The organism is Blastopirellula marina, assembly GCF_002967765.1.
In the GTDB taxonomy this organism is placed as follows: Bacteria; Planctomycetota; Planctomycetia; order Pirellulales; family Pirellulaceae; genus Bremerella; species Bremerella marina_A.
This window is the reverse complement of the sequence record NZ_PUHY01000015.1, coordinates 231,831-254,922: the sequence shown is the minus strand read 5'-3', so window position 1 is coordinate 254,922 and position 23,092 is coordinate 231,831. Positions and strand designations below refer to the sequence as shown.

At 52.3% G+C, this 23,092-nt stretch carries 15 protein-coding genes and 1 tRNA gene; 12 read left to right on the top strand and 4 right to left on the bottom strand.

All coding sequences use genetic code 11. The features are described from left to right. The first annotated feature begins 8 nt into the window (after positions 1 to 8). The 3 genes from C5Y83_RS25515 (at position 9) to C5Y83_RS25505 (ending at position 1,963) form a co-directional block, all read left to right on the top strand. The gene (locus C5Y83_RS25515) at positions 9 to 908 is read left to right on the top strand and encodes a cytochrome c oxidase subunit 3 family protein (protein WP_105332624.1); all 900 of its coding nucleotides are present in this window, start codon (positions 9 to 11) and stop codon (positions 906 to 908) included. 20 nt (positions 909 to 928) lie between these two features. After that, positions 929 to 1,288 carry a cytochrome C oxidase subunit IV family protein gene (locus tag C5Y83_RS25510; RefSeq protein ID WP_105332623.1) on the top strand — a complete coding sequence of 120 codons (360 nt, stop codon included), beginning with the start codon at positions 929 to 931 and terminating at the stop codon, positions 1,286 to 1,288. 72 nt (positions 1,289 to 1,360) lie between these two features. After that, positions 1,361 to 1,963 carry a heme-copper oxidase subunit III gene (locus C5Y83_RS25505; RefSeq protein ID WP_105332622.1) on the top strand — a complete coding sequence of 201 codons (603 nt, stop codon included), beginning with the start codon at positions 1,361 to 1,363 and terminating at the stop codon, positions 1,961 to 1,963. 2 nt (positions 1,964 to 1,965) lie between these two features. On the opposite strand, the gene C5Y83_RS25500 is transcribed toward C5Y83_RS25505, so the two are convergent. Continuing rightward, complete coding sequence (locus C5Y83_RS25500) at positions 1,966 to 3,894, bottom strand: ATP-binding cassette domain-containing protein (RefSeq protein WP_105332621.1); 1,929 nt, start codon at positions 3,892 to 3,894, stop codon at positions 1,966 to 1,968. A 283-nt stretch (positions 3,895 to 4,177) separates the two neighbouring features. On the opposite strand from C5Y83_RS25500, the gene C5Y83_RS25495 reads away from it, so the two are divergent. The 6 genes from C5Y83_RS25495 (at position 4,178) to C5Y83_RS25465 (ending at position 10,430) form a co-directional block, all read left to right on the top strand. Beyond that, a complete protein-coding gene (locus C5Y83_RS25495; RefSeq protein ID WP_105332620.1) occupies positions 4,178 to 4,873 on the top strand; it encodes a protocatechuate 3,4-dioxygenase in 696 nt (231 codons plus the stop codon). Positions 4,874 to 4,915: 42 nt separating this feature from the next. After that, positions 4,916 to 5,566, top strand: coding sequence for an EF-hand domain-containing protein (locus tag C5Y83_RS25490; RefSeq protein WP_199195136.1), 651 nt, complete (start codon positions 4,916 to 4,918; stop codon positions 5,564 to 5,566). A 117-nt stretch (positions 5,567 to 5,683) separates the two neighbouring features. Further along, a tRNA-Cys gene (locus tag C5Y83_RS25485) sits at positions 5,684 to 5,755 on the top strand. A 660-nt stretch (positions 5,756 to 6,415) separates the two neighbouring features. Then, entirely contained in the window at positions 6,416 to 7,522 is a 1,107-nt protein-coding gene (locus C5Y83_RS25475) for a slipin family protein (protein ID WP_105332619.1), read from the top strand. Positions 7,523 to 8,228: 706 nt separating this feature from the next. Continuing rightward, positions 8,229 to 9,077 carry a TIGR01457 family HAD-type hydrolase gene (locus tag C5Y83_RS25470; RefSeq protein ID WP_105332618.1) on the top strand — a complete coding sequence of 283 codons (849 nt, stop codon included), beginning with the start codon at positions 8,229 to 8,231 and terminating at the stop codon, positions 9,075 to 9,077. A gap of 396 nt (positions 9,078 to 9,473) precedes the next feature. Further along, complete coding sequence (locus C5Y83_RS25465) at positions 9,474 to 10,430, top strand: PQQ-binding-like beta-propeller repeat protein (RefSeq protein ID WP_105332617.1); 957 nt, start codon at positions 9,474 to 9,476, stop codon at positions 10,428 to 10,430. A 73-nt stretch (positions 10,431 to 10,503) separates the two neighbouring features. On the opposite strand, the gene C5Y83_RS25460 is transcribed toward C5Y83_RS25465, so the two are convergent. Next, a complete protein-coding gene (locus tag C5Y83_RS25460) occupies positions 10,504 to 12,399 on the bottom strand; it encodes a DUF5060 domain-containing protein (protein ID WP_233207360.1) in 1,896 nt (631 codons plus the stop codon). A gap of 169 nt (positions 12,400 to 12,568) precedes the next feature. Between C5Y83_RS25460 and C5Y83_RS25455 the strand changes: the two genes are divergently transcribed. The 3 genes from C5Y83_RS25455 (at position 12,569) to C5Y83_RS25445 (ending at position 16,748) form a co-directional block, all read left to right on the top strand. Further along, on the top strand, positions 12,569 to 13,150 hold the full coding sequence (locus tag C5Y83_RS25455) for an RNA polymerase sigma factor (protein ID WP_105332616.1): 582 nt from the start codon (positions 12,569 to 12,571) through the stop codon (positions 13,148 to 13,150). 34 nt (positions 13,151 to 13,184) lie between these two features. After that, a complete protein-coding gene (locus tag C5Y83_RS25450) occupies positions 13,185 to 15,158 on the top strand; it encodes a serine/threonine-protein kinase (RefSeq protein ID WP_105332615.1) in 1,974 nt (657 codons plus the stop codon). Between the two features lie 141 nt (positions 15,159 to 15,299). Then, a complete protein-coding gene (locus C5Y83_RS25445) occupies positions 15,300 to 16,748 on the top strand; it encodes a hypothetical protein (RefSeq protein ID WP_146117923.1) in 1,449 nt (482 codons plus the stop codon). A gap of 69 nt (positions 16,749 to 16,817) precedes the next feature. On the opposite strand, the gene C5Y83_RS25440 is transcribed toward C5Y83_RS25445, so the two are convergent. Both C5Y83_RS25440 and C5Y83_RS25435 read right to left on the bottom strand, forming a co-directional pair. Then, positions 16,818 to 21,638, bottom strand: coding sequence for a PVC-type heme-binding CxxCH protein (locus C5Y83_RS25440; protein WP_105332613.1), 4,821 nt, complete (start codon positions 21,636 to 21,638; stop codon positions 16,818 to 16,820). A gap of 157 nt (positions 21,639 to 21,795) precedes the next feature. After that, positions 21,796 to 23,073, bottom strand: a complete 1,278-nt coding sequence (locus tag C5Y83_RS25435; protein WP_105332612.1) for a DUF1552 domain-containing protein — start codon at positions 23,071 to 23,073, stop codon at positions 21,796 to 21,798. Between the last annotated feature and the right edge of the window lie 19 nt (positions 23,074 to 23,092).

Here is a 23,092-nt window from a genome sequence, read left to right as displayed (position 1 = left end):
TTTGCCCTATGAGCGCCGCCGTCGAAACCCACGATAACGCCCATCATGCGGAGGATGACCATCACGGTCACTCACCGTTCCAGGCTCACCACTTCGAGACGATGCAACAGCAGTTCGACTCGGGCAAGCTGGGCATTTGGCTCTTTTTGATCACAGAAATCCTGTTCTTTAGCGGGCTGTTCTGTGCGTACATTATCTACCGGTACAACCATCCGGAAGTCTTTCTGTACGCTCATAAAGAACTCAATACGTTACTGGGTGCCGTCAATACGGTGGTACTGATCGTTAGTAGCTTGTCGATGGCTTGGGCCGTTCGCGCTGCTCAGTTGAGCCAAAAGAAACTCCTGATTGGCCTGCTTGTCACTACGTTTTTGCTGGCTGGCGTTTTCCTTGTGATTAAGTACTTCGAGTACACTCACAAGTTCGAGAAGGGGCTTTTGACGGGCGAAGCGAACGTCATCTACCAGGTGCAGCACCCGATCCAATTCCCGGAGGTTGCCGAGGAAGTCGCAGAAGCGGAAAAGAAAGAACATACTGCCGCTGAAGAACACGCTCACGGCGAAGGCGAAGCGGCCCATGGTGAAGAAGAGCACGCCACTGCACATGACTCCGGCGAGCATGCCTCCGCTGAGCATGGCGACGCTCACGGTCACGGTGGCCCTGAAGAGTTTGTGAACGCACCGCGTAATGCTCAAATCTTCTTCGGCATCTACTATATGATGACTGGTCTGCACGGGATTCATATTGTTGGTGGGATGATTGCCATCGCTTGGTTGATTCGTCGCTCGATTCGGGGTGACTTCAGTAGTGAGTACTTTGGGCCTGTCGACTACGTCGGTCTTTACTGGCACTTGGTCGACTTGATCTGGATTTACCTGTTCCCGCTTCTGTACCTCATTCGTTCCTAATTCCAACCCGGAATCCTGATATGTCTGACCATTCGAATTCTGCCGACAATCACGATCACGGCCTATCGCACGTGATGTCGATTCCGATGTTGCTGGGAACGTTCGCAGCTCTGATCGCTCTGACCTTTTTCACGGTCTCAGTGGCAGAGTGGGAACTGGGCGGCATCGATATTTGGGTTGCTTTGGCAATTGCTACCGTAAAGGCCTTGTTGGTTGCTGCATTCTTCATGCACCTTTATTTCGACAAGTTTTTCAACGTGCTCCTGCTGGTGTTCAGCTTGATTTTCGTGGCATTGTTCATCGGGTTCTCGTTACTCGACTCGGAACAGTATCAGCCACAGATCGAGCAGTATTACAACGCTACGGCGACGGTGGAGTAACCATCCGTTAACGTGAGTTGAACAGGTGGCCCAGCAGGATAATGGGTCCACCTGTCGAGGTCTCAAGTCGCAATGCTCCGAAACTCTTTCTCGACGATGTCGATGCGACGCGAGGAATACCAAGCCAGGATTGGTTTCGCCCTCTTCATTGCCTCGTTGACCATGTTCTTCCTGGCGGGCTTGGTCGGCTTCATCGCGATTGGATTCTTCCCCAAAGTCCTGGCCATCCCGTTCAGCGGCATTCCTTGGCCATTAACCGTTGGCACGCTTTTCATGCTGGGCGTCAGCTTTACCCTGCATCAAGCGGTTGTCAGCGTCCGTCGCGAGCGGCAGATTCAATTGCGGAACTGGCTTTGGGCGTCGGTCGCTGTGTCGATCGTATTCATCTTGTGCCAAACCGTTGGACTGAGCGTTTTGCTAGAAAGCATTCAGACGGTAAATCGCCAAGATCAGCTACAACCTCAGTTCGGCGTCGCGTTTTTTCTGGTCTTCGTCCACGGTCTGCACGTTGTTGGCGGAATGATCTTTCTGGGTTGGATCATCTACCACGCGTATCACCATCGCTACGATCACGAAAGCCACTGGGGCGTCGATCTATGTGCGATCTACTGGCACTTTCTGGATGTCGTTTGGATCTTGATGCTGGGCACGTTTATCGCGACTTCCCAATTTTAGCGTTAGCTCCCTTCTTGGATTGTCGCTAGTTCTTCCCAGCGTTCTAGCGCCATCAATAATTCGTCGCCGATTTCTTCAACTCGCTGGGAAACCTTTTTGATTTCATCCTGCGATTGCTGATAGAACCCTGGATCGGCGATCTTGGCCTGAAGCTTTTCCTGCTCCGCTTCCAGTTCCGCGATACGGTCTGGCAAGTTGTCGAGTTCGCGTTGCTCTTTGTAGCTCAGCTTCCGACCGCGGCCACCTTCCGCATTGCTCTTCTTGGGTGCGGAAGGCTTCGTTTCGGCAACCGGTTTGGGCTCGACCTTGGCTGGTTCAAACTGCGGAGTCTCTTCCTTGTTCTTCTGAATCAAATAGTCATCGTATCCACCTGCATATTCACGAACGATGCCATCTCCCTCAAAAGCAATCGTGCTAGTGACCACATTGTTCAGAAACTCGCGGTCGTGGCTGACCACAAGAATCGTTCCAGGATAATTCACTACCAGGTCTTCCAGTAGTTCCATCGTGTCGGCATCGAGGTCGTTCGTTGGTTCATCAAGTACCAACACATTCGACGGCTTGGCAAACAATTGAGCCAACAACAAGCGATTGCGTTCGCCACCGCTTAAGTATTTGATCGCCCGGTTCGCTTGTTCGGGTGTGAACAAAAACTCCTGCAGGTAGCCGACCACATGCTTCGACTTGCCGTTAACTTGAATGAACTCGTTCCCTTCGCCAATATTGGCCCGCAGAGTTTGCTCTGGATCGAGACGAGCTTGAAGTTGATCGAAGTAGGCGATCTGAACATTGGTCCCTACTTTGACTTGACCTTTGTCAGGCTTGAGTTGACCTAATAAGATCCGCAGCAAAGTCGACTTACCGATGCCGTTCCGGCCAATAATGCCAACCTTATCACCACGCATCACGACCGTTGAAAAGTCATCGACGATTCGTAAGTCGCCGAATCGGTGCGAGAGGTCATCCGCCTTGAAGACCAGTTGCCCCGACCGATCCGCCGCATGAGCTTCCATTTTCACGCTGCCGACGTGCTTCCGTCGATCACGAAACTCTTCTCGCAGCTTCTTCAGCGCGCGCACCCGACCTTCGTTGCGTGTTCGCCGAGCCTTGATACCTTGGCGAATCCAAGCTTCTTCCTGGGCTAATTTTTTGTCGAACAAAGCCTGCTGTTTCTCTTCCGCTTCGAGAGACTCGGCTTTTCGTTTTAAGAAATCGTCGTAGCCACACGACCAACTGGTAACACGCCCGCGATCGACATCGACCACACGGGTGGCCAGCTTTCTTGCGAAAGCGCGGTCGTGTGTAACAAAGACAATCGAACTAGAAGTATTAAGCAGTAACTTTTCCAGCCACAGAATCGAATCGATATCCAAATGGTTCGTCGGTTCGTCCATCAACAGCAAATCAGGCTCGTTGACTAGCGCGCGAGCAAGCAGCACACGGCGTTTCATCCCCGCCGAGAGCTTCTGAAAAACCAATTCCCCATCGAGGCCGGTTCGCGTTAACGTTTGTTCGATTTGATTCTGCAGATTCCAACCGTCGTTCGTATCGATTTCGTGTTGCAGTTCATCCAAACGTTTGGCGATCTCGTCCGTTGCATTCTCTGCAAATTGATGGGTAAGCGTATGGTACTCACGTAGGATCGCCGCCAGATCCCCGACGCCGTCGGCGACGACGTCGAAAACCGTACCTCGATCGTCAGTCGGAACGGTTTGTGCCATCTGAGCACGCGTCAACCCAACAGCCGTAGCGACTTCGCCGTCGTCTGGGATGACTTCGCCTGCCAAAATCTTGAGAAGGGTAGATTTACCTGCTCCGTTCCTTCCCATCAAGCAAACACGCTGGCCCGGCTCGAGCACAAGATTCACGTCCGTGAATAAAGGTCGATCATGATAGGAATGGCGAACGTTCTTCAGCGTAATCAGCGGCATATTGTTCAAACGCAGGAGGTTATTTCACATCAGTCGCGCACCTCTCAAGAAGGGGTGCTGTAAGCGTATAATGAATATCGTCGCGGAAATTGGCTTTGGGCAAAAGCCCCACTTTGCCTGGTATTGCGATCGATCCCTAGAGAAAATCAGTCGTTAGATCGATTAAGCCGCAGCAACCGCGAAACTTAGAACGATTCGCAGGGTTTCATCGTAGTGGGTAGGTGTAGCGGCCACCGATCCCTTTCTAGTCCCTTGTCTCATTCAATTCGTTGGAGTTGACTCTATGTCATGTTCATCTCTGTTTGCATCCCGACGCCAAATTCTTCGTGGTGCCGCCGCTATGGGTGCAACGGCCTTGTTTACGCCAGGCGTGTTTGCGGAAATGCTTTCGCTGACCCCACGCTTGACAGAAGGTCCGTTTTATCCCGACAAGCTTCCGCTCGATCAAGACAATGATCTGCTGATCATTAACGATAGCACAACGCGCGCGATCGGCGAGATCACGCACCTTACCGGGAAGATTTTGTCACCTAGTGGTGCGCCGTTGAAGAATGCCACTATTGAGATTTGGCAGTGCGATGCCAATGCGGTTTATCTCCATACCCGCGATAGCAATGGCAAGAAGGACCAGCAGGACAAAAACTTCCAAGGTTATGGAAAGTTTGAAACCGATTCTTCCGGCGAATACCGATTCCGCACGATCAAGCCGGTCCCCTATCCGGGACGTCCTGCTGGGCATATCCACTTCAAGGTTTCCCAAGGGGACCGAGAACTTCTTACCTCGCAAATCTTTATTCGAGGATTCAAAGGAAATGATACCGACGGCGTTTTCCGCTCGACTGGAGACTTGGTTGATCGAGAACTCGTTCAAACAGACTTCAATCCAGTTAAGGGATCGATGATAGGAGAGTTGGCAGCGAATTTTGACATTGTCGTTGGCCGAACGCCCGATGAGCGTCAATTTGAATCCCGCCGCTAAGACTCTTCCAGTGACATAACACCATCGAGAAAGAAGTTTGCCATGAGAAAGATCCTTTGTTTCACTTCCGTGGTTGCTCTTCTGGCGATCACGAGCATTGCCTATTCGCAAGGACCTGGCCGCCCTGGCCGCGGCTCTAACCAGATGACCGTCGAAAGCTTCCTGGCTCGCCTGAAAGTGTTCGACGCCAATCAGGACGGCTCGATCTCCGCCGAAGAGATGACAGACTCACGGTTACTGCCGCTCGTAAAGCGTGCGGACAAGGACGGGGACGGCGTAGCAACGAAGGACGAGCTGGTTGCATTGTTTGAGCAAGAATCGTCCGGACATCGTGGCGGTTTCCGAGGAGGCCCTGGTGGTGGCGGACCGGGCGGCGGTGGCCCACTAGGTGGTCCTGGAATGGGAGGCTTTCCTCCTGGCGGCGGCCCTGGTGGTCCTCCGGCCATGCAGCCAGGTCAAGTTCTACCCGAATTCTTGGCTGCGGAGCTCGAGTTGACGCCTCCTCAGAAGAAACAGCTCGACGCCCTACAGAAGCTGGTCGACAAGCGTTTAAAGAGCATCCTGACCGACGATCAACTTGCCCGCTTGCAACAAATGAGTCAGCAAGGTCCTGGACTTGGCGGTCCTGGTCGCGGCGGCCCCGGCATGGGTTTCCCCGGTCGCGGCCCGGGCGGTCCACGACCACAAAACTAATCCCCGGCGAGCAGCGCCGCGTCATGCCCTTCGGCCGAACGTCGTTACGTTCGGCCGATTTTTTTTTTACGGTTCTGAGCGAACGCTTCTTTTGACTTCCTGTCTACCTCTGCATAGGACGTGGAAGCCAAGTGGTGCGGCGGCTGTCTGCAAAACAGTTTATCGTGGGTTCGATTCCCACCCGCGTCTCCTTGTAAGGAACGTCTGAGTTTGCTTTCCGGTGGCGCCAGGACTCATGCCTTTGGGCAGGTTAGTACCTTGCGTTCTACGAACGGTCTCTAAAAGGCAAACTTGGGTTTGTGGAAGCTCAAATGGTAGAGCATCAGTCTAGGGAACTGAAAGTTGCAGGTTCGACTCCTGCCCACTCGAAACGACAGATCGAGAGATCCGTCTCCACCGGGCCGAAAGGTCCACCAAGTGCCTGAGGCGAGCGGACGACGCTATATCAGCTCTGGGAGGGAACCTCGTCGACGGAAGCGGGCTGTTTGTTTCGGCAGACAGCGTGCCAAGTTGAACCAGGCTCACACCCGCAGCACCAGATGAAGAATGCCTTGCAGGATGGCTGATTGCAACCATCCGAATTTGGCCAACTGCGATCTAATTCGATTCGCTTTACCGTCGAGCTTGCTTTGCGGTAATCGTCTCGGCGACGATCGCCGACCGCCTAACGACGTAATTGCAATCGCCATGACTCCGCGTTTTTTTCTGGGACTACCGCGAACGTCCGTTTGCCAAGGGTGTCTTTTTTATCTTGCAAACAAATTGCTTCGAAAGAGTCCGCTGAGAGGACGTTTATTTTTGCGGACCGCACGTCGGGTCAAGTAACGTTGTGCCAAAAGGAGGTGCAACATGTTGTTCGAGAAGAAAATCAAGATCAAGAACTTTGAAGTCGGATTCCTGTTTCGTGAAGGTGATTTCGCGGGAATCTTGGAACCAGGAGCGCATAAGTTCTTCGATCCATGGAATAAGGTTCGAGTGTCGATTCATTCGCAGCGCGACGCATTTCTTGTTGACGAACAACTGGACGTGATTGTTAAGTCGGGCGAGCTTGCGGAACGAGCACAAGTTCTTGACTTGAAGCAGCACCAGCGCGCGCTGGTCTGGGTTGATGGTCGTTTCGATCGAGCATTCGGTCCAGGTTTGTACGCTTACTGGACGAAGTTCCACGACGTAGTTGTCGAGACCTTTGACGCGCGCGATATTCGCTTCGAACATGCTCAATTGAAGCCGATCTGGCAGAACACGTTCGCGCGGCAGCAACTTGAGTTCTACGACGTCAATCGCGAGTGCGCTGGCGTATTGTTCATTGATGGCCGCTACGTTGAAACGCTGACCCCAGGTACTTACGCGTTCTGGCGAGGAGTAGCCGATATCAAGCTAGTTGAAAATGACCTGCGAGAGACGATGCTCGACATCGGTGGTCAGGACATCATGACGGCAGATAAGGTCACGCTGCGGATTAACGCCGTGGCGACCTACAAGATTGTCGATGCCAAGTTGGCGGTGACCGCAAGTAACAGCTTGCAGCAGTCACTCTACCGCGAAGTGCAGTTGGCACTGCGGAGCGTGATCGGTTCGCAGGAACTTGATTCGTTCCTAAGTGCCAAGGAATCCGTTGCGGGAGAGCTGGAAACGATTGTCCGGCGGCGTGCTGGTGAATTAGGTCTAAGCATCGTCAGCGTTGGAATCCGAGATGTGATTCTACCTGGGGAAATGAAGAACCTGCTGAATCAGGTGATGGAAGCCAAGAAAGCGGCCGAAGCCAACCTGATTGTCCGGCGCGAGGAAGTCGCCGCGATGCGAAGTCAGGCCAACACGGCCAAAATGCTGTCCGACAACCCGACCTTGATGCGATTGCGCGAGCTGGAAGTTCTCGAAAAGATCGCCATGACTGGTAATTTGAACATCGTACTAGGCGAAAAGGGCCTGGCCGATCGTGTCACCAACATGTTGTAAACCAGAAAGCCCGGCCCATTGTAATGCCGGGCTTTTTTCCTGCCCATGCACCATTCGTTGCCTGCTTCATCCATGTCGAAGCGGCAGTCGAAACATCTAACGAGAGTAGGAAGATGAAAAACAAGATTTAGGCTAGTTGCAGCTATCCTTAGGAAACGTTCCCTGAATCCACACTTTGTCATTCTTGAATGGCCAGGAAATTGTTGCGCCGTAAATCGCCTAAACAGCCAATTCTTCTCTCTAGCGGGCGTCAACACTCAAACACACCGTAGCAAGCATTTAAACTGCGTAGTTTCGGTTAATAAGATGCGATGAACACGATAAGCACTTCTTTAAGACTTATTGATTTATTTAATCTATGGCCATTACGTACCACCCCAGACTAGGGACGATTGAATGCCAGCTGCTCGGCATCTGCCGAAACATTCAGCAGACAGCACGCGTAAACTGACAGCACTCCCTGAAATAACGATCTTTGGCAAAGTCTTCTTTTTCTGCTACGTGACAATAGCTACCACTATTTAACGCTTCGCCGCTTTTTCTCCGCATTCTGCGAAAGTGGCCACAAAAGATTCTTCCCTTACTGAAATCTTGGCACAGTCGTTGCCAATGGATCTGGCGGAACAACTGAGAACTTTTTCGGTTGGCGGCCACCTCTCAGGAGGCAGGCGGCGCGGACCTAATTTTATCCTTGAGAGGTTCAGTGATGAGTAAGGGATTTTTGATCGACATGGATGGCGTCATGTATCGGGGCAGTCAGTTGATCCCTGGCGCGGATCAATTTATTCGACAGCTTCGAAACGACGAGACCCCCTTCCTGTTTCTTACCAACAACAGTCAACGTACCCGTCGAGATGTAGTCACCAAGTTGTCACGCATGGGGATCGAGGTCGAAGAGAGGCATGTCTTCACGTGCGCGATGGCAACGGCTCGATTCCTGGCCAACCAGAAACCGAACGGCACGGCCTACGTCTTGGGTGAAGGCGGCCTTCTAAATGCCTTGCACCAGAATGGATATTCGGTGGTGGACCACGATCCTGACTTCGTCGTTGTGGGTGAAGGGCGTACGTTGAACTGGGATATGGTCGAGACGGCTACCCAAATGATCTTAGATGGTGCCAAGCTGATCGCCACGAACGATGATCCGAATTGCCCGACGTCGCGAGGTACGCGTCCTGGAGCGGGAGCAACAATTGCTTTCCTTGAGAAAGCCACTGGTCGCAAGGCCCTCAGCATCGGCAAGCCAAGTCCATTGATGATGCGCATGGCGCGTAAAGAGATTGGCCTGGAAACGTCGGAAACGGTCATGATTGGCGACACCATGGAAACCGATATCCTCGGCGGTGTTCAGATGGGTTATCAAACGATTTTGGTTCTCTCTGGTGGCACCAAGCGCGAAGATGTTCCAGGACATCCTTACCAGCCAGACTTGATCATCGATTCAGTCGCCGAGTTGGTACGTCCTCGTGAAGATCGCGTCAGTTTGAAAACACCCGTGAGCGTGCCAGATCATGAAGATTCCGCGGAAAGCTATATGGCGTCGCTACGACATTAGAATTCGGTCCGCGCTTCGATTCAATGGCTGCTAACAAGTCGGCGCTGATGGACGCGACAAACCGTCGCGCCGGCTTCTTCCCTCGCCCGATTTTAAGAACCATTTGGGCGTCTGGCATCTAACTGTGCTTGGCGCCCCCTCTCGTCTTTGTTGCGGTTGTGACCCCGTGAATTTTAGAATCTAGACGGGTGACTTCCCCAAGCAACACGGCAGGGGAATGCGTTGCTGATGCGTAAGAACTCTCAATTTGGCTGCAAAAACCGGCGAAAATCCGCAAGAATCGTGTTGGTTTTTCATTTCCAATCGCTTGCCACGATGGGATGTCTGCCTGGGTAATTTATACTCGGATAGTCCCTGTCCCTTCCCCATATCTTTGCACCCTGCGGAGTTTCTCTCATGTCGCGTTGGTTTTGTTTTGCATCCATGTTCCTGGCCCTTTTTGTTTTGACTGCGAATATCGCAGTGGCTGGCCCCTATCGTTTGGTCATGCAAGGGAATAACAAGCTGGCGATCGTCGATCAGGACGGCAAGATCGAATGGGAAATGCCGTGGGGCGGAATCCACGACATCCACGTATTGGACAACGGACACATCATGGTCCAACAAGGTGCCGCCAAGGTCGCTGAGATCGATCCGGAAACCAAGAAGGTGGTCTGGTCGTACGATTCCGCCAAAAGCAACGGCAACGAAGGGAAACGAATCGAAGTCCATGCGTTTCAGCCACTCGATAATGGCCACGTGATGATTGTCGAGTCAGGTGCTGGTCGTATCATCGAAATCAATCGTGATGGCAAACTTCTAAAAGAAATTCCCCTGAAGCGAAATCATCCCGACGCTCACTCCGATACCCGCTTAGTTCGTAAGCTTAATAGTGGCAATTACTTGGTCGCTCAGGAAGCAGATGGGTTCATTCGCGAATATGATGGCAAGAGCGGTGAAATCGTTTGGGAATATGAAGTCCCGATGTTTGGTCAAGAGCCACGTGGTGGTCATGGACCAGAAGCATTCGGCAATAAAGCCTTTAGTGCAATGCGTCTTAAGAATGGCAACACGTTGATTGCAACGGGCAATGGGCACAGTGTGATCGAAGTAACGCCTGACAAGGAAATCGTTTGGAAGATTACTCAAAACGACCTACCCGGAATCACCTTGGCTTGGGTCACGACACTCGAAGTGCTTCCGAACGGCAACTACATGATTGGCAACTGCCACGCCGGTCCAGAAAATCCGTTGCTCGTTGAAATCGATCCGAAGACGAAGAAGGTAGTTTGGACGTTTGATATGTTCAACGTCTTCGGCAACTCGGCGCCGAATTCGCAGTTGCTCGATGTTGAAGGGGAAGTGATTCGCTAAGCATTCGCAATCGGCAATAAGAAATCAACGAAAAGGGCGATCATTAGATCGCCCTTTCTTAATGGACAAGCCACTACTTCGCTTTACTTACAATGACAAGCCAATCTTGATCCGCTTCGCTGGGCGCTTTGCCAAGATCGACATTTTGGCCGCCGATGACTTCCAGGACGGAACCATCTTGTAAGTCACCTCCAGTGCGTGGATTGAACCACTGGACTTGATACTTTCCTTTAGCGTCTTGAAGATCGAGCGAAACATCGCCTCCCTGTGGTAGAAACACAAGGTAAAGCTCATCCGGTTTTGCAAAACCGTACGTCTTACTTGAATGCTCCGAAGTTAGAAGTCGGTCAACGTTGGTCATTTCCCAAAAGGGAATCTGATTCTTCTGGAAGAACGAAATGGCAATTCGGCAATCATCCCAGCTTTGATCGCGACTTCGGAAGTCTTCGCAAACTAAGTCATTCTGTGGAAGCTTGTAGCCGAAGTAATATTCGACACCGGCGCCCCCAGCCATAAGGGTGCCCCACAACGTTTGTTTACGGATGTCGTGGCGATCGTATGAATTCTTTCCTTCCTTCGCGATACCACTGTGCCCCTCGTATTCGGCATCGGGTGGCACGCCTAGCGATGCCGGGCCTTGTTCATCATTCGCCACGACCCAAGGTTTGCCCGCCTCTGCCGATGCAGTTACCCACTTCAGCGTTCGAGCGTGGGCAACATCCCAATCGTTTTGCAACGACGCTCCCGTGAGTACCGATTGATCACCGAGCAGCTTCGGATAAACCTTATCCTGCTGATTTGGAAACGTATGTACGACGATTAAATGATCGTACGGATCGACGTCATGAATGTACCGGGCCATATCACGCTGCTGCTGGGGAGTCTGAGTATTCTCTTCTCCCAAGTTCCAGTTTAGGGCCAACTCATATCCAAACCGGGCAATTAGCTCACGACAGTACAGCTTTCTTTCCGGTCCCAGGTCGCCATCATCGAGGGAGGTCGGTACTTCGGCTTTTCCATTTCGGATGTTGTCGTCGTTCTCGGTCTCTTGCAGCTTGAAATGGAGGAAGATTCCTTTGGCTTGTGCGTGATCGAAAACGATCTGCCACTGGTCAAGTTTCGAGCAATCGTAATGAAATTTGTCATCCCGCGAGACGAAAGGCCAGACGTTGTCGCCATCGCCACCTGCATTGTAAGGAAGGAATGACATCGAATTGCATCCTTTGGCAGCCAAGTAATTCACGGCACCAATCAGGCCTTTTCCCTGCCCTTCTTTCCACGTCGGATCGCCTTCGCCCCAATCACGAACGTGCGGCTGCCAGGTCTTTAACGGCACGTTCTTTTTCTTCGCCTCGGTTCCGTCGAAGTCGACATACGCAAGCAAGGTCTCTGGTGCATCCGGGCCAGCCTTAAGAAAGTACTTTCCACTTCCAGCAAAGCGGAGGTAATGTTGGCCGACATAGTTCAAGCGTCCCTCTGCTCGAAAGTCTCTTCCCGATTTGTCGCTTGCTGTGACCTCGAAGCTGCCCTTCAATCCATTCGTAGGCGGAATTGCGGAACCGGTTGCGAAAGGCTCCAAGGCAACCCCCTTCCCTCGCACGAACGCAACTTCGTAATCCCACTTACCGGGTCGATCCGGGGAAACATGGGCGCGCCATTTGTTTCCCGCGGTCGCCGAACTATTCGCGGCATTGCCATCCGCGGCGAAGTAGCCGGGGACCTGATAAGTTGGCTCGCCACTTTCGTGCGTAAACGTGACCGTCATCCGGTAGTCGATAAACGGATTTGGATTGGTATCGGTCTCTTTGGCCTCAGGCCCATCGACGGTTAACGTGACCTTGTGCCACGTTTTCAAATCGCCTGAGATATCGGCTGCACACAGATCGTCGAAGCTGATCGCAAAAGCCAGTACCAGTGCAAACAAGGTTTTGAGCATGGGGGAATCACCTTGGGGTAGTTGAGGGGGCATGACGTCTCCAAGATAGAAACTTCGGCCGACCATTCCAATCAAAATCTTTGTCACAAGAGATTGCCGGTTCCAGGAAAAATAGCTTCGTCCATGGGGCGGAGTTCGCCAAAGCTGTGTAGGATGGGACATTCCACCGAACCCCACACATCACGAATATGCCCTTGGCGATATGGATACCTCGGTCAGTTTTCTTGACTCCTTGCAGCAAACCTCCGACGAAGAGGCTTGGTCTCGCCTGGTTGAACTCTACTCTCCGTTGATTCGTGGTTGGCTCAAGCGGCATGGAGCGGCAGTGACGGATCTAGATGACATTTGTCAGGACGTGCTCGCCGTGGTATTTCGCCGCTTTCCGGAGTTTCGTCGCGAACCCCGAACCGGGGCATTTCGCGCTTGGCTGCGGACGATTACCGTCAATTGTGTCCGCGATCACTGGCGAAAGAAGAACAAACACGCCGCAGGAATGGGTGGAAGTGCTTTTGGCGAAGTGATCAATCAGTTGGAAGATCCCAATAGCGGGCTAAGTGCCCAGTGGAATCTTGACCATGATCGGCACGTGCTACAATACTTGCTTGACGAAGTACGCCCTTCTTTTACCGACAAGACCTGGCAGGCATTTCAGCGGTTCGCCCTGGATGGCTTAAGTGCGGACGATGTCAGCCAAGAGTTAGGGATTTCGGTGAATGCTGTTTTCGTAGCTAAATCACGGATCTTGTCCCGATTACGTCAACGCGGGCTGGGCCTGATCGAATAGATTTCTCTTCGCTTTTCAACCGGTGCTCTGACCTATGAGTGAGACAACCGTCTCCCATCCTTCGCGAACCGAGCTCGAGTCGTTTTTTCACGGCACTCTCGAGGAATCGCGACGTCAGGTTATCGAAGACCACATTGCCAAGTGTGACTCGTGTTGTGATGTGTTGCGCACCATTCCTCACGATCCGCTCGTTGAACGAATTCATGCCGCGACTAGTTCGGTCGATGATGGAACAACCCCATTCAGCAGCCCTTCATCGACTGACATTGCCGATGAGACAGGCACAATTCCAGCCGCACTTCTTGATCATCCCCGTTATCGTATCGTAAGGATGCTCGGTCAGGGTGGAATGGGCGTGGTCTATCAGGCCGAGCATAAGCTGATGGAAAGACCTGTCGCGCTGAAAGTGATTACGTCTCGTCTGGTTAGCAGCGACCTGGCCGTCGAGCGATTTCGGCAAGAGGTAAAAGCTGCGGCGAAGCTTTCACATCGAAATATCGTGACCGCTTTCGATGCCGAGCAAGCTGGCGACATGCATTTTCTCGTGATGGAGTACATCGACGGGATCAGTCTCTCGGGACTTGTTTCGAGACGGAAACAGTTACCGGTGTTACATGCTTGCAACTATGTTATGCAAGCCGCGCAAGGTTTGCAGCATGCGTTTCAAAAAGGAATGGTGCATCGCGATATCAAGCCGCATAACCTTATGAGGACGAAGAGGGGCACGATCAAAATCCTTGACTTTGGCCTCGCACGGTTTGCCACCGAAGCGGATGGCGCGTCGGATGATCCTGGCCTGACCGCAGACTTCACGGCGCTCGGAACACCTGATTACATGGCCCCAGAGCAAGCTCGCGATTCCAAACGGGCAGATATCCGCGCCGATCTCTATAGCCTCGGTTGTACTCTCTATTATCTGTTAGTCGGCCAACCACCGTTCCCAGGCGGATCGTCCTTCGAGAAGGTTCTTGGCCATTGCGAACGCCAGCCAAAACCTATTTCCGAATTACGAATCGACATCCCCGCAGAAGTCATAGCGATTGTGGATCGCTTGATGGCCAAAAAACCAGACGATCGTTTTCAAACGCCAGCAGAACTTGTCGAAGCGCTGAAACCATACGGTCGACCTGACTCGACTTATACTGCCGATACTCAGCCAAGTGCTGCTAATACGGTACTTGCGATGCCTTCTGTTGAGAGGCAGGCACCGCCAAAGTTGACGGTGCAAAAAGAAAAAGCGTCGGCTAAAGCTCGATCGCATCGCTTGGATGACCTCCGTCCAAGCTGGATTCGCGAAAACCGCTGGCTCGTTGGTGGATTGGCAGCCCTTAGCGGTGCTATCGCTGCTTGGTTCGTATTGGGGAAGCTAGGTGGAAACGATTCTCCGCCCATCCCACCAGTTATCCCCGAACAGGAAAACATTGCCGAAAATGGCTTGGTCACGCCGCCTCATTCTGCCACGCAGCAGCAAGAAATGGTCGACCTCATTCCACACGTCGACTTAGATGGCGATGTCGTTGCTGGGCAATGGGAGCGAACCGACGACGGGCAGCTTCATGTCGACGCGGCAGAGGATGCTCGCATCATGATCAATTATACGCCACCCCGTGAGTATGACTTCGAGGTAATGTTTACGCGTCACTCAGGTGATCAATCGATTGCTTTGCATTTCGTGGATGGAGATGGTGAAGCGACGTTCGATGTCGACGGCTGGCTAGAGAATCTCGCTGGGATTCAGAACATCGATGGACAAGATGCACGCGCTAATCCAACGCGTACGGACAATGTGAGCTTGGTTAACGGGCAGACGTATACGATCAGTCTTCGCGTTCGGCGTGATCGGGTCGAGGCATTTCTAGATGGCAAGCTGCTCACGACCTACCTCGGTGATGGCTCGGACTTGAGTTATCTGGGCTTGTGGGCGCTACCACGCCCCTCCCTGGGACTGGGAGCTTACGATAGCGAGACGACGTTTCATAGCGTCCGCTTGCGGCCAATTTCTAACTGAAAACAACGGTACAATTTATTCTCTCGAAATTGTTTTCTAAAAAACCTGGTTTCTGCTGAAAGGTCCTTCTTTCTCAGCCCATTTCTCTCTTGTGCCAGCAACACAGCAGTCACCCCAAGAGAAAATGAGAAGGAGAGAGACATGGCTTTAAAACGACTTCTTGCCGCCAACAAACGCACTAGAAAGGCTTCACCGCAGCGTCGATCACGTCGGTTAGGCACCCAACTACAATGCCTGGAAGATCGCCGCATGATGGCAGGCGACGTTGCGATGTTGCCATTGGAATCGGAGTTTGTCGATACTTCGACGTTGGCTACCCCAACTTCTGATTGGAGCATGAATCCGATTGGAGATCTCGAATTCGCCGGAGGTGGCGAAGCATTTGAGGTCGAATTGACGGCAAGTGGCAATATCGAATCGGAAGATTTAATCTTCTCGGCGTCGATCGTGCCTTCCCTCGCTCAGGAACTCGATTCGCAATACGATTTGACCGAGTCCGACGATTATCACACCAACTGTTTGGGACAAAACAATCGCTGGATTCGCTCGGATAGTGCGGGATGGTTCTACCTAACGCCAGAAGGTGAGTTTTTCCGCTGGCGGGGGTCGTTCGATCGGAGCTTGCACCTCGGCTCGTTTGATACCAGTTATTACGACAATCCAGATTTGCTGACCGATCCGGAATCGCCCGATGTCGATGTTGTTGTGGAAGGAGATATCCTCCGCATTATGCCTAGTGCCGAATTCACAGGAAGTTTTCAGATTGAGGTCGGTGCTACGGATGGTGTCCAGCGTGGGCCAACTGATTTGGTGTTGGTCACGGTGACCGAACCGATCGATGATTTCAAGACGCCGCCAGCCGATGAAGATGATCCGGTGGAAGACGAAACACCACCACCAGTGTTGATGGTGATAGCCAACCAAGACTTTTACTACCAGGAGTATGCCGATACCCGTGCATCACTGGAAGCCGCAGGTCTGGAAGTTGTTGTCGCGGCTACGACCACTGAAACGGCCACGCCGCATGCCAATTCAGGTCAAGGCGACGGGAGCGGTCATGTCACACCTGACTTGGCGTTATCTGACGCGAATGCGGACGACTACTCGGCGATCGTTTTTGTGGGTGGCTGGGGAGCAGCGAGCTACCAGTACGCCTTCGAGGGAACCTACAGCAATGGGTCCTACAATAGTACGGAAGAACTCAAATCGACCGTTAACGACTTGATCAATGATTTTGTCGATCAAGACAAGTACGTCTCCGCGATTTGCCACGGTGTATCCGTATTAGCCTGGGCTCGAGTCGATGGCGTGAGTCCGATTAGCGGAAAGACAGTTTCTGCATGGGCGAATACTTCGCCAGGTTCCGATACCGCTTTTCACACGACTCGCCAAGAGATCGAATACAACGGAGGCTCTATGGTCCAATCTGGCTCGATCGGCGATCCGACGACAGCCACGGACGATGTGATCGTCGATGGGCGAATTATCACCGCAGAAAACTACGACTCCGCTGCAATGTTCGGACAAGTTCTCGGAGATGCGATCAACGACCCAGCGTATATCGATGAAGTATTCGCCGAATGGGAATAGCCTTTCGCAAGATGTTGTCGGCTTACTGGAAAGCGTACTGCTTTCCAGTACGTCCGGCAGTATCTACATTTAATCGGGATTCGCGTTCGAGCCATGTTGATGCATATGCTGGAGATGCTCAGGGAGTTCATACCCCCCAGCTTCAACAAACGCGTGTAGATCGTAGATTTCCTCTTTGGTAAGCGTATCAAGCAAACCCGTTGGCATCGGCGACATCTTCGAAGCACCCATCTCCTCGACATCTTCTTTCAGGATCTTCGTCAACGAGTTCGGTGTTAACAGATTGGTCGCAACGTGATAAGCCTCGTCATCTTGCTTAACGACAACGCCCGTCGTTACTCGCCCATCAATCGTCAGGAATTGGACGTTCCGGAACTTTTCGTGAATCTGACTGGAAGGATCGACCATTTGCTTGAGCAATTCTTTACCTTTCAACTTCTTTACCGACTCGGCCAAGTCTGGCCCGAGATTGGTCCCATGCCCAGCAACGACGTGACATTGATTGCAGCGTGCCTTGACAAATGCGGTCATTCCGCGGGTCAGCGTTTGTTCATCCTTCGGACGAATCACACTTGGGAAGTCGGCGAAATCTTCCATATTCCATTCTTTGATAACCTGGGGGACGCTGGCGGTCATCAGAGCTTGGGCACTCGCGTCATCTTCGGCGACCACCATCACACCGTTCATGACGACCCAGTGACCTGGAAAAGTACAAACATATGGATAAATCCCTGGCTTGGTTGGAGCCTCGAAGCGAAGCACCGCGATCTGTGCGGCACGCGTTGGACCAATCATTGGCGTATGTTCAATAATCAAATCCGACTTGTCGTACGGGATGAAGTCGGAATCGGCGTTCGTGGGATCTTTCGCCATCTCGTTGGCCGCCATTCCAACCTCTGCCAGCGAATCCGGCTGAACTAGGACGAAGTTATGATCTGTTGCATCTGGATTGGTGAATACAATCTTGAGTGGTTGTCCCGGCTTGACCATGAAGTGTTTCACGTCGAACAACATTCGCTCTGGAATGCAGGTAACTTTTACCACTTTTAAGTCTGACTGGGCGTCGAAGTTGGCCTGAGCTTTGGTGGGTTTCGGTTCTTTAATCTCGGCGTCCTTTGCAGCCTGCTTCAAAATACGAGCAATTCCGTACCGCGAGTTGCCTTCCCAGTGCGTTCGCATCGACTTCGACATCAGCGAGCAGGTGATCGCATAGGCTAAGTGCCCGTCCCGCGGATGCCGTAAGACATCGAGCATCGCAGTAAATGCTGGCTTCGTCCCGATGTAGGTCGCGGCAATCGCGGCCTGCATGCGGACGATTCCATTCTCGTCGTTCGCCGAATCTCGCAAGAGTTGCGGCCAATCTGTTAGCAGCGGGTACCAGTAGCGTAGCTGCTTCGTGGCGGCGGCCCGAGCATGAGAATCTTCGCATGATAAGAGATCGCGAAGCACACTGGTGGCAACATTCAAGTCAGCAGTAGGCATCGAAGTCTCGGCATGAACCATGTCGACTTGGTCGATCCAGCGATAGGTCCAAATGCCTTCCACTTGATGATGGCGAAACCGTGGATCGGCGTCATCAAGCTTGGTAATCCATTGGTCGAGGTGGCGTTTCACCTGATCCACATCGCGTTGCCCCAGTTCCTGCTTCACTCGATAACGGACGGCATACTCAGGACGCTTGAGCAGATCCAATAGCTCGTCGATCGATGCATCTGCGATGTTGGGTGCCTCTTGCAGCGGGATACCTTTGGCAGTAATTCGCCAGATTCTTCCAGAATGGCGGTCACGACGATCGTCTCGCAGCGAGTACTGCATGTGTCCTTTGATCGGGTTGTACCAATCGCAGACGTACAAGTCACCACGCGGTCCAAACTGTAGATCGACAGGAATAAAGCTTAGGTTGGTTGAGAAAAGAAGATCGCCAACGTATTCTTCGCTGTATCCGAAAGGACCTTCCTTCCATCTCAAAATCTCAACTCGATTGGTTGGCTTATAGCGAACCTTGATGAAGTCTCCTTGCATATCCTTCGGAAAAGAGGCCGTGTCGACAAATTGATGTCCGCAAACCCCGGAGTAAGCCTGAAGACCTTTCGGTGGGGCGTTCTGCAGCGGATAAGGCGGGTCAAGAGCTTGATGAGCTTCCGCGTAGACTGGATGGCTCGCCATGTGTTGCCCCCAATCGTCGAACGTGACTCCCCACGGGTTGGTACTGGGATAGGTACCAAAGCTGAGCAGTCGCTGCGTTTTTGGATCGAAGCGAAACCAACCACTATTCTGTTGACGTACCGGACCGTAAGGAGTTTCGACCTGGGAATGATGGAAGACCGATTCACGGAAGATCAAATCACCATCAGGTGTCCAGGTAAAGTCATGCAGCGAGTGATGAGAATCTTCGGTACCGAAACCGCGAAGTACAGTTTGATGGACGTCGGCCTTATCGTCGCCATCCGTGTCTTTCAAGAACGACAGACAAGGTTGCTCCGAAACATAAACGCCTCCATCGCCAAATTCAAACGATAATGGAATACTTAGGTTATCCGCAAAAACCGTCGATTTATCCGCTTTGCCGTCTCCATCGGTGTCTTCCAAGATGACGAGTTTGTCGTTGGGCTCGTTACCAGGATAAACGTGCGGGTACGTTGTCGAGCAACTGACCCACAACCTTCCCTTAGCATCCCACCGCATTTGAATCGGATTCACCATGTCGGGAAATTCCTCCTCGCCAGCGAATAGATTTACCTCGAAACGAGGATCCACCTGAAACGCCTTCTGCTCTTCTGCGGCCGACATCCACTCGTTCGCGCCTCGACTTTGGATTGTTGTCGGGAGTGGTGGAACATTCGAGTCGTCAACTTTGTCGGGAACCGTCTTACCCTGCACCATGTCCCAAATACGTTGATCCCGATTGGCGACCATCAGATCGAAATTTCGCATCGCGGGTAAGAAATCGAGGTAGCCGTAATCTTTATTTCGCCCACCCGTGTAATAGAACGTGTTCAACGGACGAAAGCGGCGGAAGAACTGCTGGTTTTTATCCACGATCGTGGACAACAACGTGTTGCTGATTTCCGGAGGCTTGGCTTGAAACAGTTGTTCAAATAAAGCCTCAGAAAACAAGCGATCTCCCTCTCGATTCAGATGAACACCGTTAATCGTGAGGTCAGAACCAGGACTGGCCATGGCATCGGCGGTCACCTGAAAAACATCTGCGAACCCGACTTCCTGTTCCCCTGCCACTTCCCGCATCACCTCGACGTACGAGGCAATCCGCTGATTGTTGAGATCGGCCGCGGGAACGTTTTCGAGATTCTCGTTGCCAACTGGCGAAATGAGTACAATCTTTGCCGCCGACTCGCCGTTGAAGGCCTTCGATTTGAGATCGACAAGGTAGTCGGTTAGCTTTTTTCGAAACTCGGCTAAGCCTGATTCGCCGGCGAACGATTCATTGAATCCAAATGCGGCCAGCACCACGTCAGCCTCTTCGTGAACGAGATGCTGCTGCGTATCAGCGAAATTGTCAGGGCGTGGCTGATTGTCGATCGCGTCGGCCGACCAAGCCAGGTGCCGGACCCTCAATTGATGTTGCGGAAACTGCTGCTGAAGCATGGCCTCAAAGTGACCAAAGTCTTGTGAATGCTCAAGCAGCGTATTCCCGGTCAAGGCGATGCGGTCTCCTTTTTCCAATGTCAAAGGAAGTGACGTGACCACCGGCTTGGCAGCTTTGGGCCTGGGAGCCGTTTTTTCGTAGATTGCGAAGGCCGAGTAATTTTCATCCGTCGTTTTCGGTGGATTCTTTGCGGTGCGATTCCTGGCATCCATCTTGTTTTGAACGCGTGGATCTCGTCCGGCCGGACGTTTAGTCGTCTTCTTATTGGGCTGCGAGTGATCTGGCAAGATCGGCGAAGTCCACTCTTCCAAGTCGGACGGCTTTACTCCCTTTCGGTGCCCACCAAAACTGAAGGTAACTGGTTGATAGGGGCCCACAAAATCGATTGTCAGATCGGGTTTGATTTGCTCCTCCATACTGGCTGCCCAAAGACAACCGTTGATCATCATGCGACGGAAGTCATCGTCAAGCAAATCCTCTGAGGCACCATAGGTGGTTGTAAAAACTCGTCCCTTCTTGCCCGATTTCGATTCGTACTCGCGCGTCCAGACACCGGGACAAGGTTTCTTTCCTTCGGCGACCGGTGAATCTGGTTTCATTCCGTCGAGTGGTTGCGCCATCGCCAGCACTTCGCTATCGGGCATCGGCTCCGTCCAATAGCCGCCTGCTTGCACCCATGGATTCTTCACGCCGCGCAGAATGGGATGTTCTTTCTCCGACGGCACGATATCTAGCCGCGTGCTCATCTTGTGATTGGCACCATAATGCCCAGCCCATGTTTCCCCTAAAACTTGGCGGCCGAATCCCAGTTTGAAGTCGTCCCCCTGATAGTTGTAACTAAAGCGAGCGAACTCGGAATTTCCAGGAATCTTAAAAGCGTGGGTCGAAGTACGCATCCCAACAACCGGGCCGCCACGCTGTAAGTAGTCCACGATCGGTTGCATCTGTTCTCTCGGGAAATCCTGAAACCGCAGAAAGATCACCATCAGATCGGCCGATGCTAAAGCCTCAGTCCCTGGCATGTAGCTCGAACCAGGCGAGATCTCGCCAGATTTCTGATCGATCGAAAACAGAACTGTACATTTGAAGCCGTGATGTTTAGCAAGGATCCGGGCCATCGCCGGAAGCGATTCTTCGGAACGGTATTCGTGATCACCCGCTAGGAAGACTATATGCTTCCCTTTCCCTATTCCTGAATCTCCCTCATAGACCAATGGATTAGCTCGGGCAGAAACAGTAAGCAGGAGCGAAAAGGTCAACACCCAGAGACTAGTGCGAATCATGAGAGAACCGTAACGTTAGCAGGGTCTATTTATGAGGCGGGGGATCAGACAAAGATCGTCCGCTGAGAGGTTAGCGACGATCCAAACATTGTAACCGTAAGCTGGAAACAATGCGCTCAGGCAATGCGCAACGGCTTTCTAGCGAAGAAAAATCAACCTAAACCGCGTCCAGTCCGGTTAGCGTGCCACTGCCGGACGCGAATTGTTCGACTTCCAAACCTAAATGCTGTAAATAGCTGACCAGCAGATTACATAGAGGGGGTGCTTTGCCTTCGGCATATGCCAAGTGCTGTCCATGTCGAAAACGACCGCCTGCCGCTAATATCGGAAGATTGGTATTGTTATGACTCGAAGCATTTCCAAGATTTGAACCAAACAAAATCGCGGTCTGATCGAGAAGGGAGTTGCCACCCTCCTTAGCGTTTTCCAGCCGCTGAAATAGTTCAGCCACTAATCGCATCTCTTCCAATTCGATGATGGAGAGCATTTCGATTTTGTCAGGGTCGCGACCGTGATGACTGAGATTATGCCAACCGTCGTCGACGCCCTCTAAATCGACGACTTCATTTCCGCCTGGACCAACCAACGTGATCAATCTTGTCGAGTCGGTTTGGATGGCGAGGAAAATCATCTCGTACATCAGACGCAAGCGTTCCGTCAATTGAGCGCGATCCGCGATATCTTCCGGAGTCTTTCGATCGACCTGCGGCTTGGGTCGCTTCGCCCATGCTTCCGCCTGAACCAATCGCTGCTCCAACTCTCGCACACTGGTAAAGTATTGATCGAGCGTCTGATTGTCTTCTCGTCCAACGTTCTTGGTCACCTTACGAGTCTGATCCTGCACCAGATCCATGATGCTCTGCCCATCTTCAATTCGCCGCATTTGCTGTTCTTTTTCCTGTTTGGTCCCTTCCAGGAAAAGCTTCGCGAATAGTTTAGCGGGACTACGCTCGGCCGGGATTTGCACACCACTTCTCGTATACGACAAGCTGTTGAAATCAACGGCCAGGGTTAATGAGCCAAAACGCGTTTTGTAACCGATTTGCTCCGCGGCAAGCTGGTCGACCGATATCGTGTTTTGAAAGCTTGGCTGTCCAGGATGAGCTGCCCCGGTTAGAAAGCTCTTCTCCGCTGCATGTCCCCCATCGACGTTGGGATGCATGATTCCCGAGATAACCGTGAACTTTTCTTTCAGGTCTCGCATTGGTTCAAGATAGGGCGTCAATTCATAGTCCCGGCCAGCTTCGGTCGGAAACAGGTTGGGGGTATGAATTCCCAGCGGAGCGCATACGGCCAGCATTCGTCGCACATCGGTCGACTCGGCAGCCTGCTTTTCAGCGAACAAACGAGAAGCCCCCATGCTGCTCAAAAGTGGCAAACCCATTGCGATGCCGGATGCTCGTAAAAAGGTTCGACGATTCAAACTGGAATCCATAGCACGTCCTTTGAGGAGG

Coding starts and splice junctions, on each gene's coding strand:
- C5Y83_RS25515 (WP_105332624.1), top strand. CDS start 9: ATGAGCGCCGCCGTCGAAACCCACGATAACGCCCATCATGCGGAGGAT.
- C5Y83_RS25510 (WP_105332623.1), top strand. CDS start 929: ATGTCTGACCATTCGAATTCTGCCGACAATCACGATCACGGCCTATCG.
- C5Y83_RS25505 (WP_105332622.1), top strand. CDS start 1,361: ATGCTCCGAAACTCTTTCTCGACGATGTCGATGCGACGCGAGGAATAC.
- C5Y83_RS25500 (WP_105332621.1), bottom strand. CDS start 3,894: ATGCCGCTGATTACGCTGAAGAACGTTCGCCATTCCTATCATGATCGA.
- C5Y83_RS25495 (WP_105332620.1), top strand. CDS start 4,178: ATGTCATGTTCATCTCTGTTTGCATCCCGACGCCAAATTCTTCGTGGT.
- C5Y83_RS25490 (WP_199195136.1), top strand. CDS start 4,916: ATGAGAAAGATCCTTTGTTTCACTTCCGTGGTTGCTCTTCTGGCGATC.
- C5Y83_RS25475 (WP_105332619.1), top strand. CDS start 6,416: ATGTTGTTCGAGAAGAAAATCAAGATCAAGAACTTTGAAGTCGGATTC.
- C5Y83_RS25470 (WP_105332618.1), top strand. CDS start 8,229: ATGAGTAAGGGATTTTTGATCGACATGGATGGCGTCATGTATCGGGGC.
- C5Y83_RS25465 (WP_105332617.1), top strand. CDS start 9,474: ATGTCGCGTTGGTTTTGTTTTGCATCCATGTTCCTGGCCCTTTTTGTT.
- C5Y83_RS25460 (WP_233207360.1), bottom strand. CDS start 12,399: ATGCCCCCTCAACTACCCCAAGGTGATTCCCCCATGCTCAAAACCTTG.
- C5Y83_RS25455 (WP_105332616.1), top strand. CDS start 12,569: ATGGATACCTCGGTCAGTTTTCTTGACTCCTTGCAGCAAACCTCCGAC.
- C5Y83_RS25450 (WP_105332615.1), top strand. CDS start 13,185: ATGAGTGAGACAACCGTCTCCCATCCTTCGCGAACCGAGCTCGAGTCG.
- C5Y83_RS25445 (WP_146117923.1), top strand. CDS start 15,300: ATGGCTTTAAAACGACTTCTTGCCGCCAACAAACGCACTAGAAAGGCT.
- C5Y83_RS25440 (WP_105332613.1), bottom strand. CDS start 21,638: ATGATTCGCACTAGTCTCTGGGTGTTGACCTTTTCGCTCCTGCTTACT.
- C5Y83_RS25435 (WP_105332612.1), bottom strand. CDS start 23,073: ATGGATTCCAGTTTGAATCGTCGAACCTTTTTACGAGCATCCGGCATC.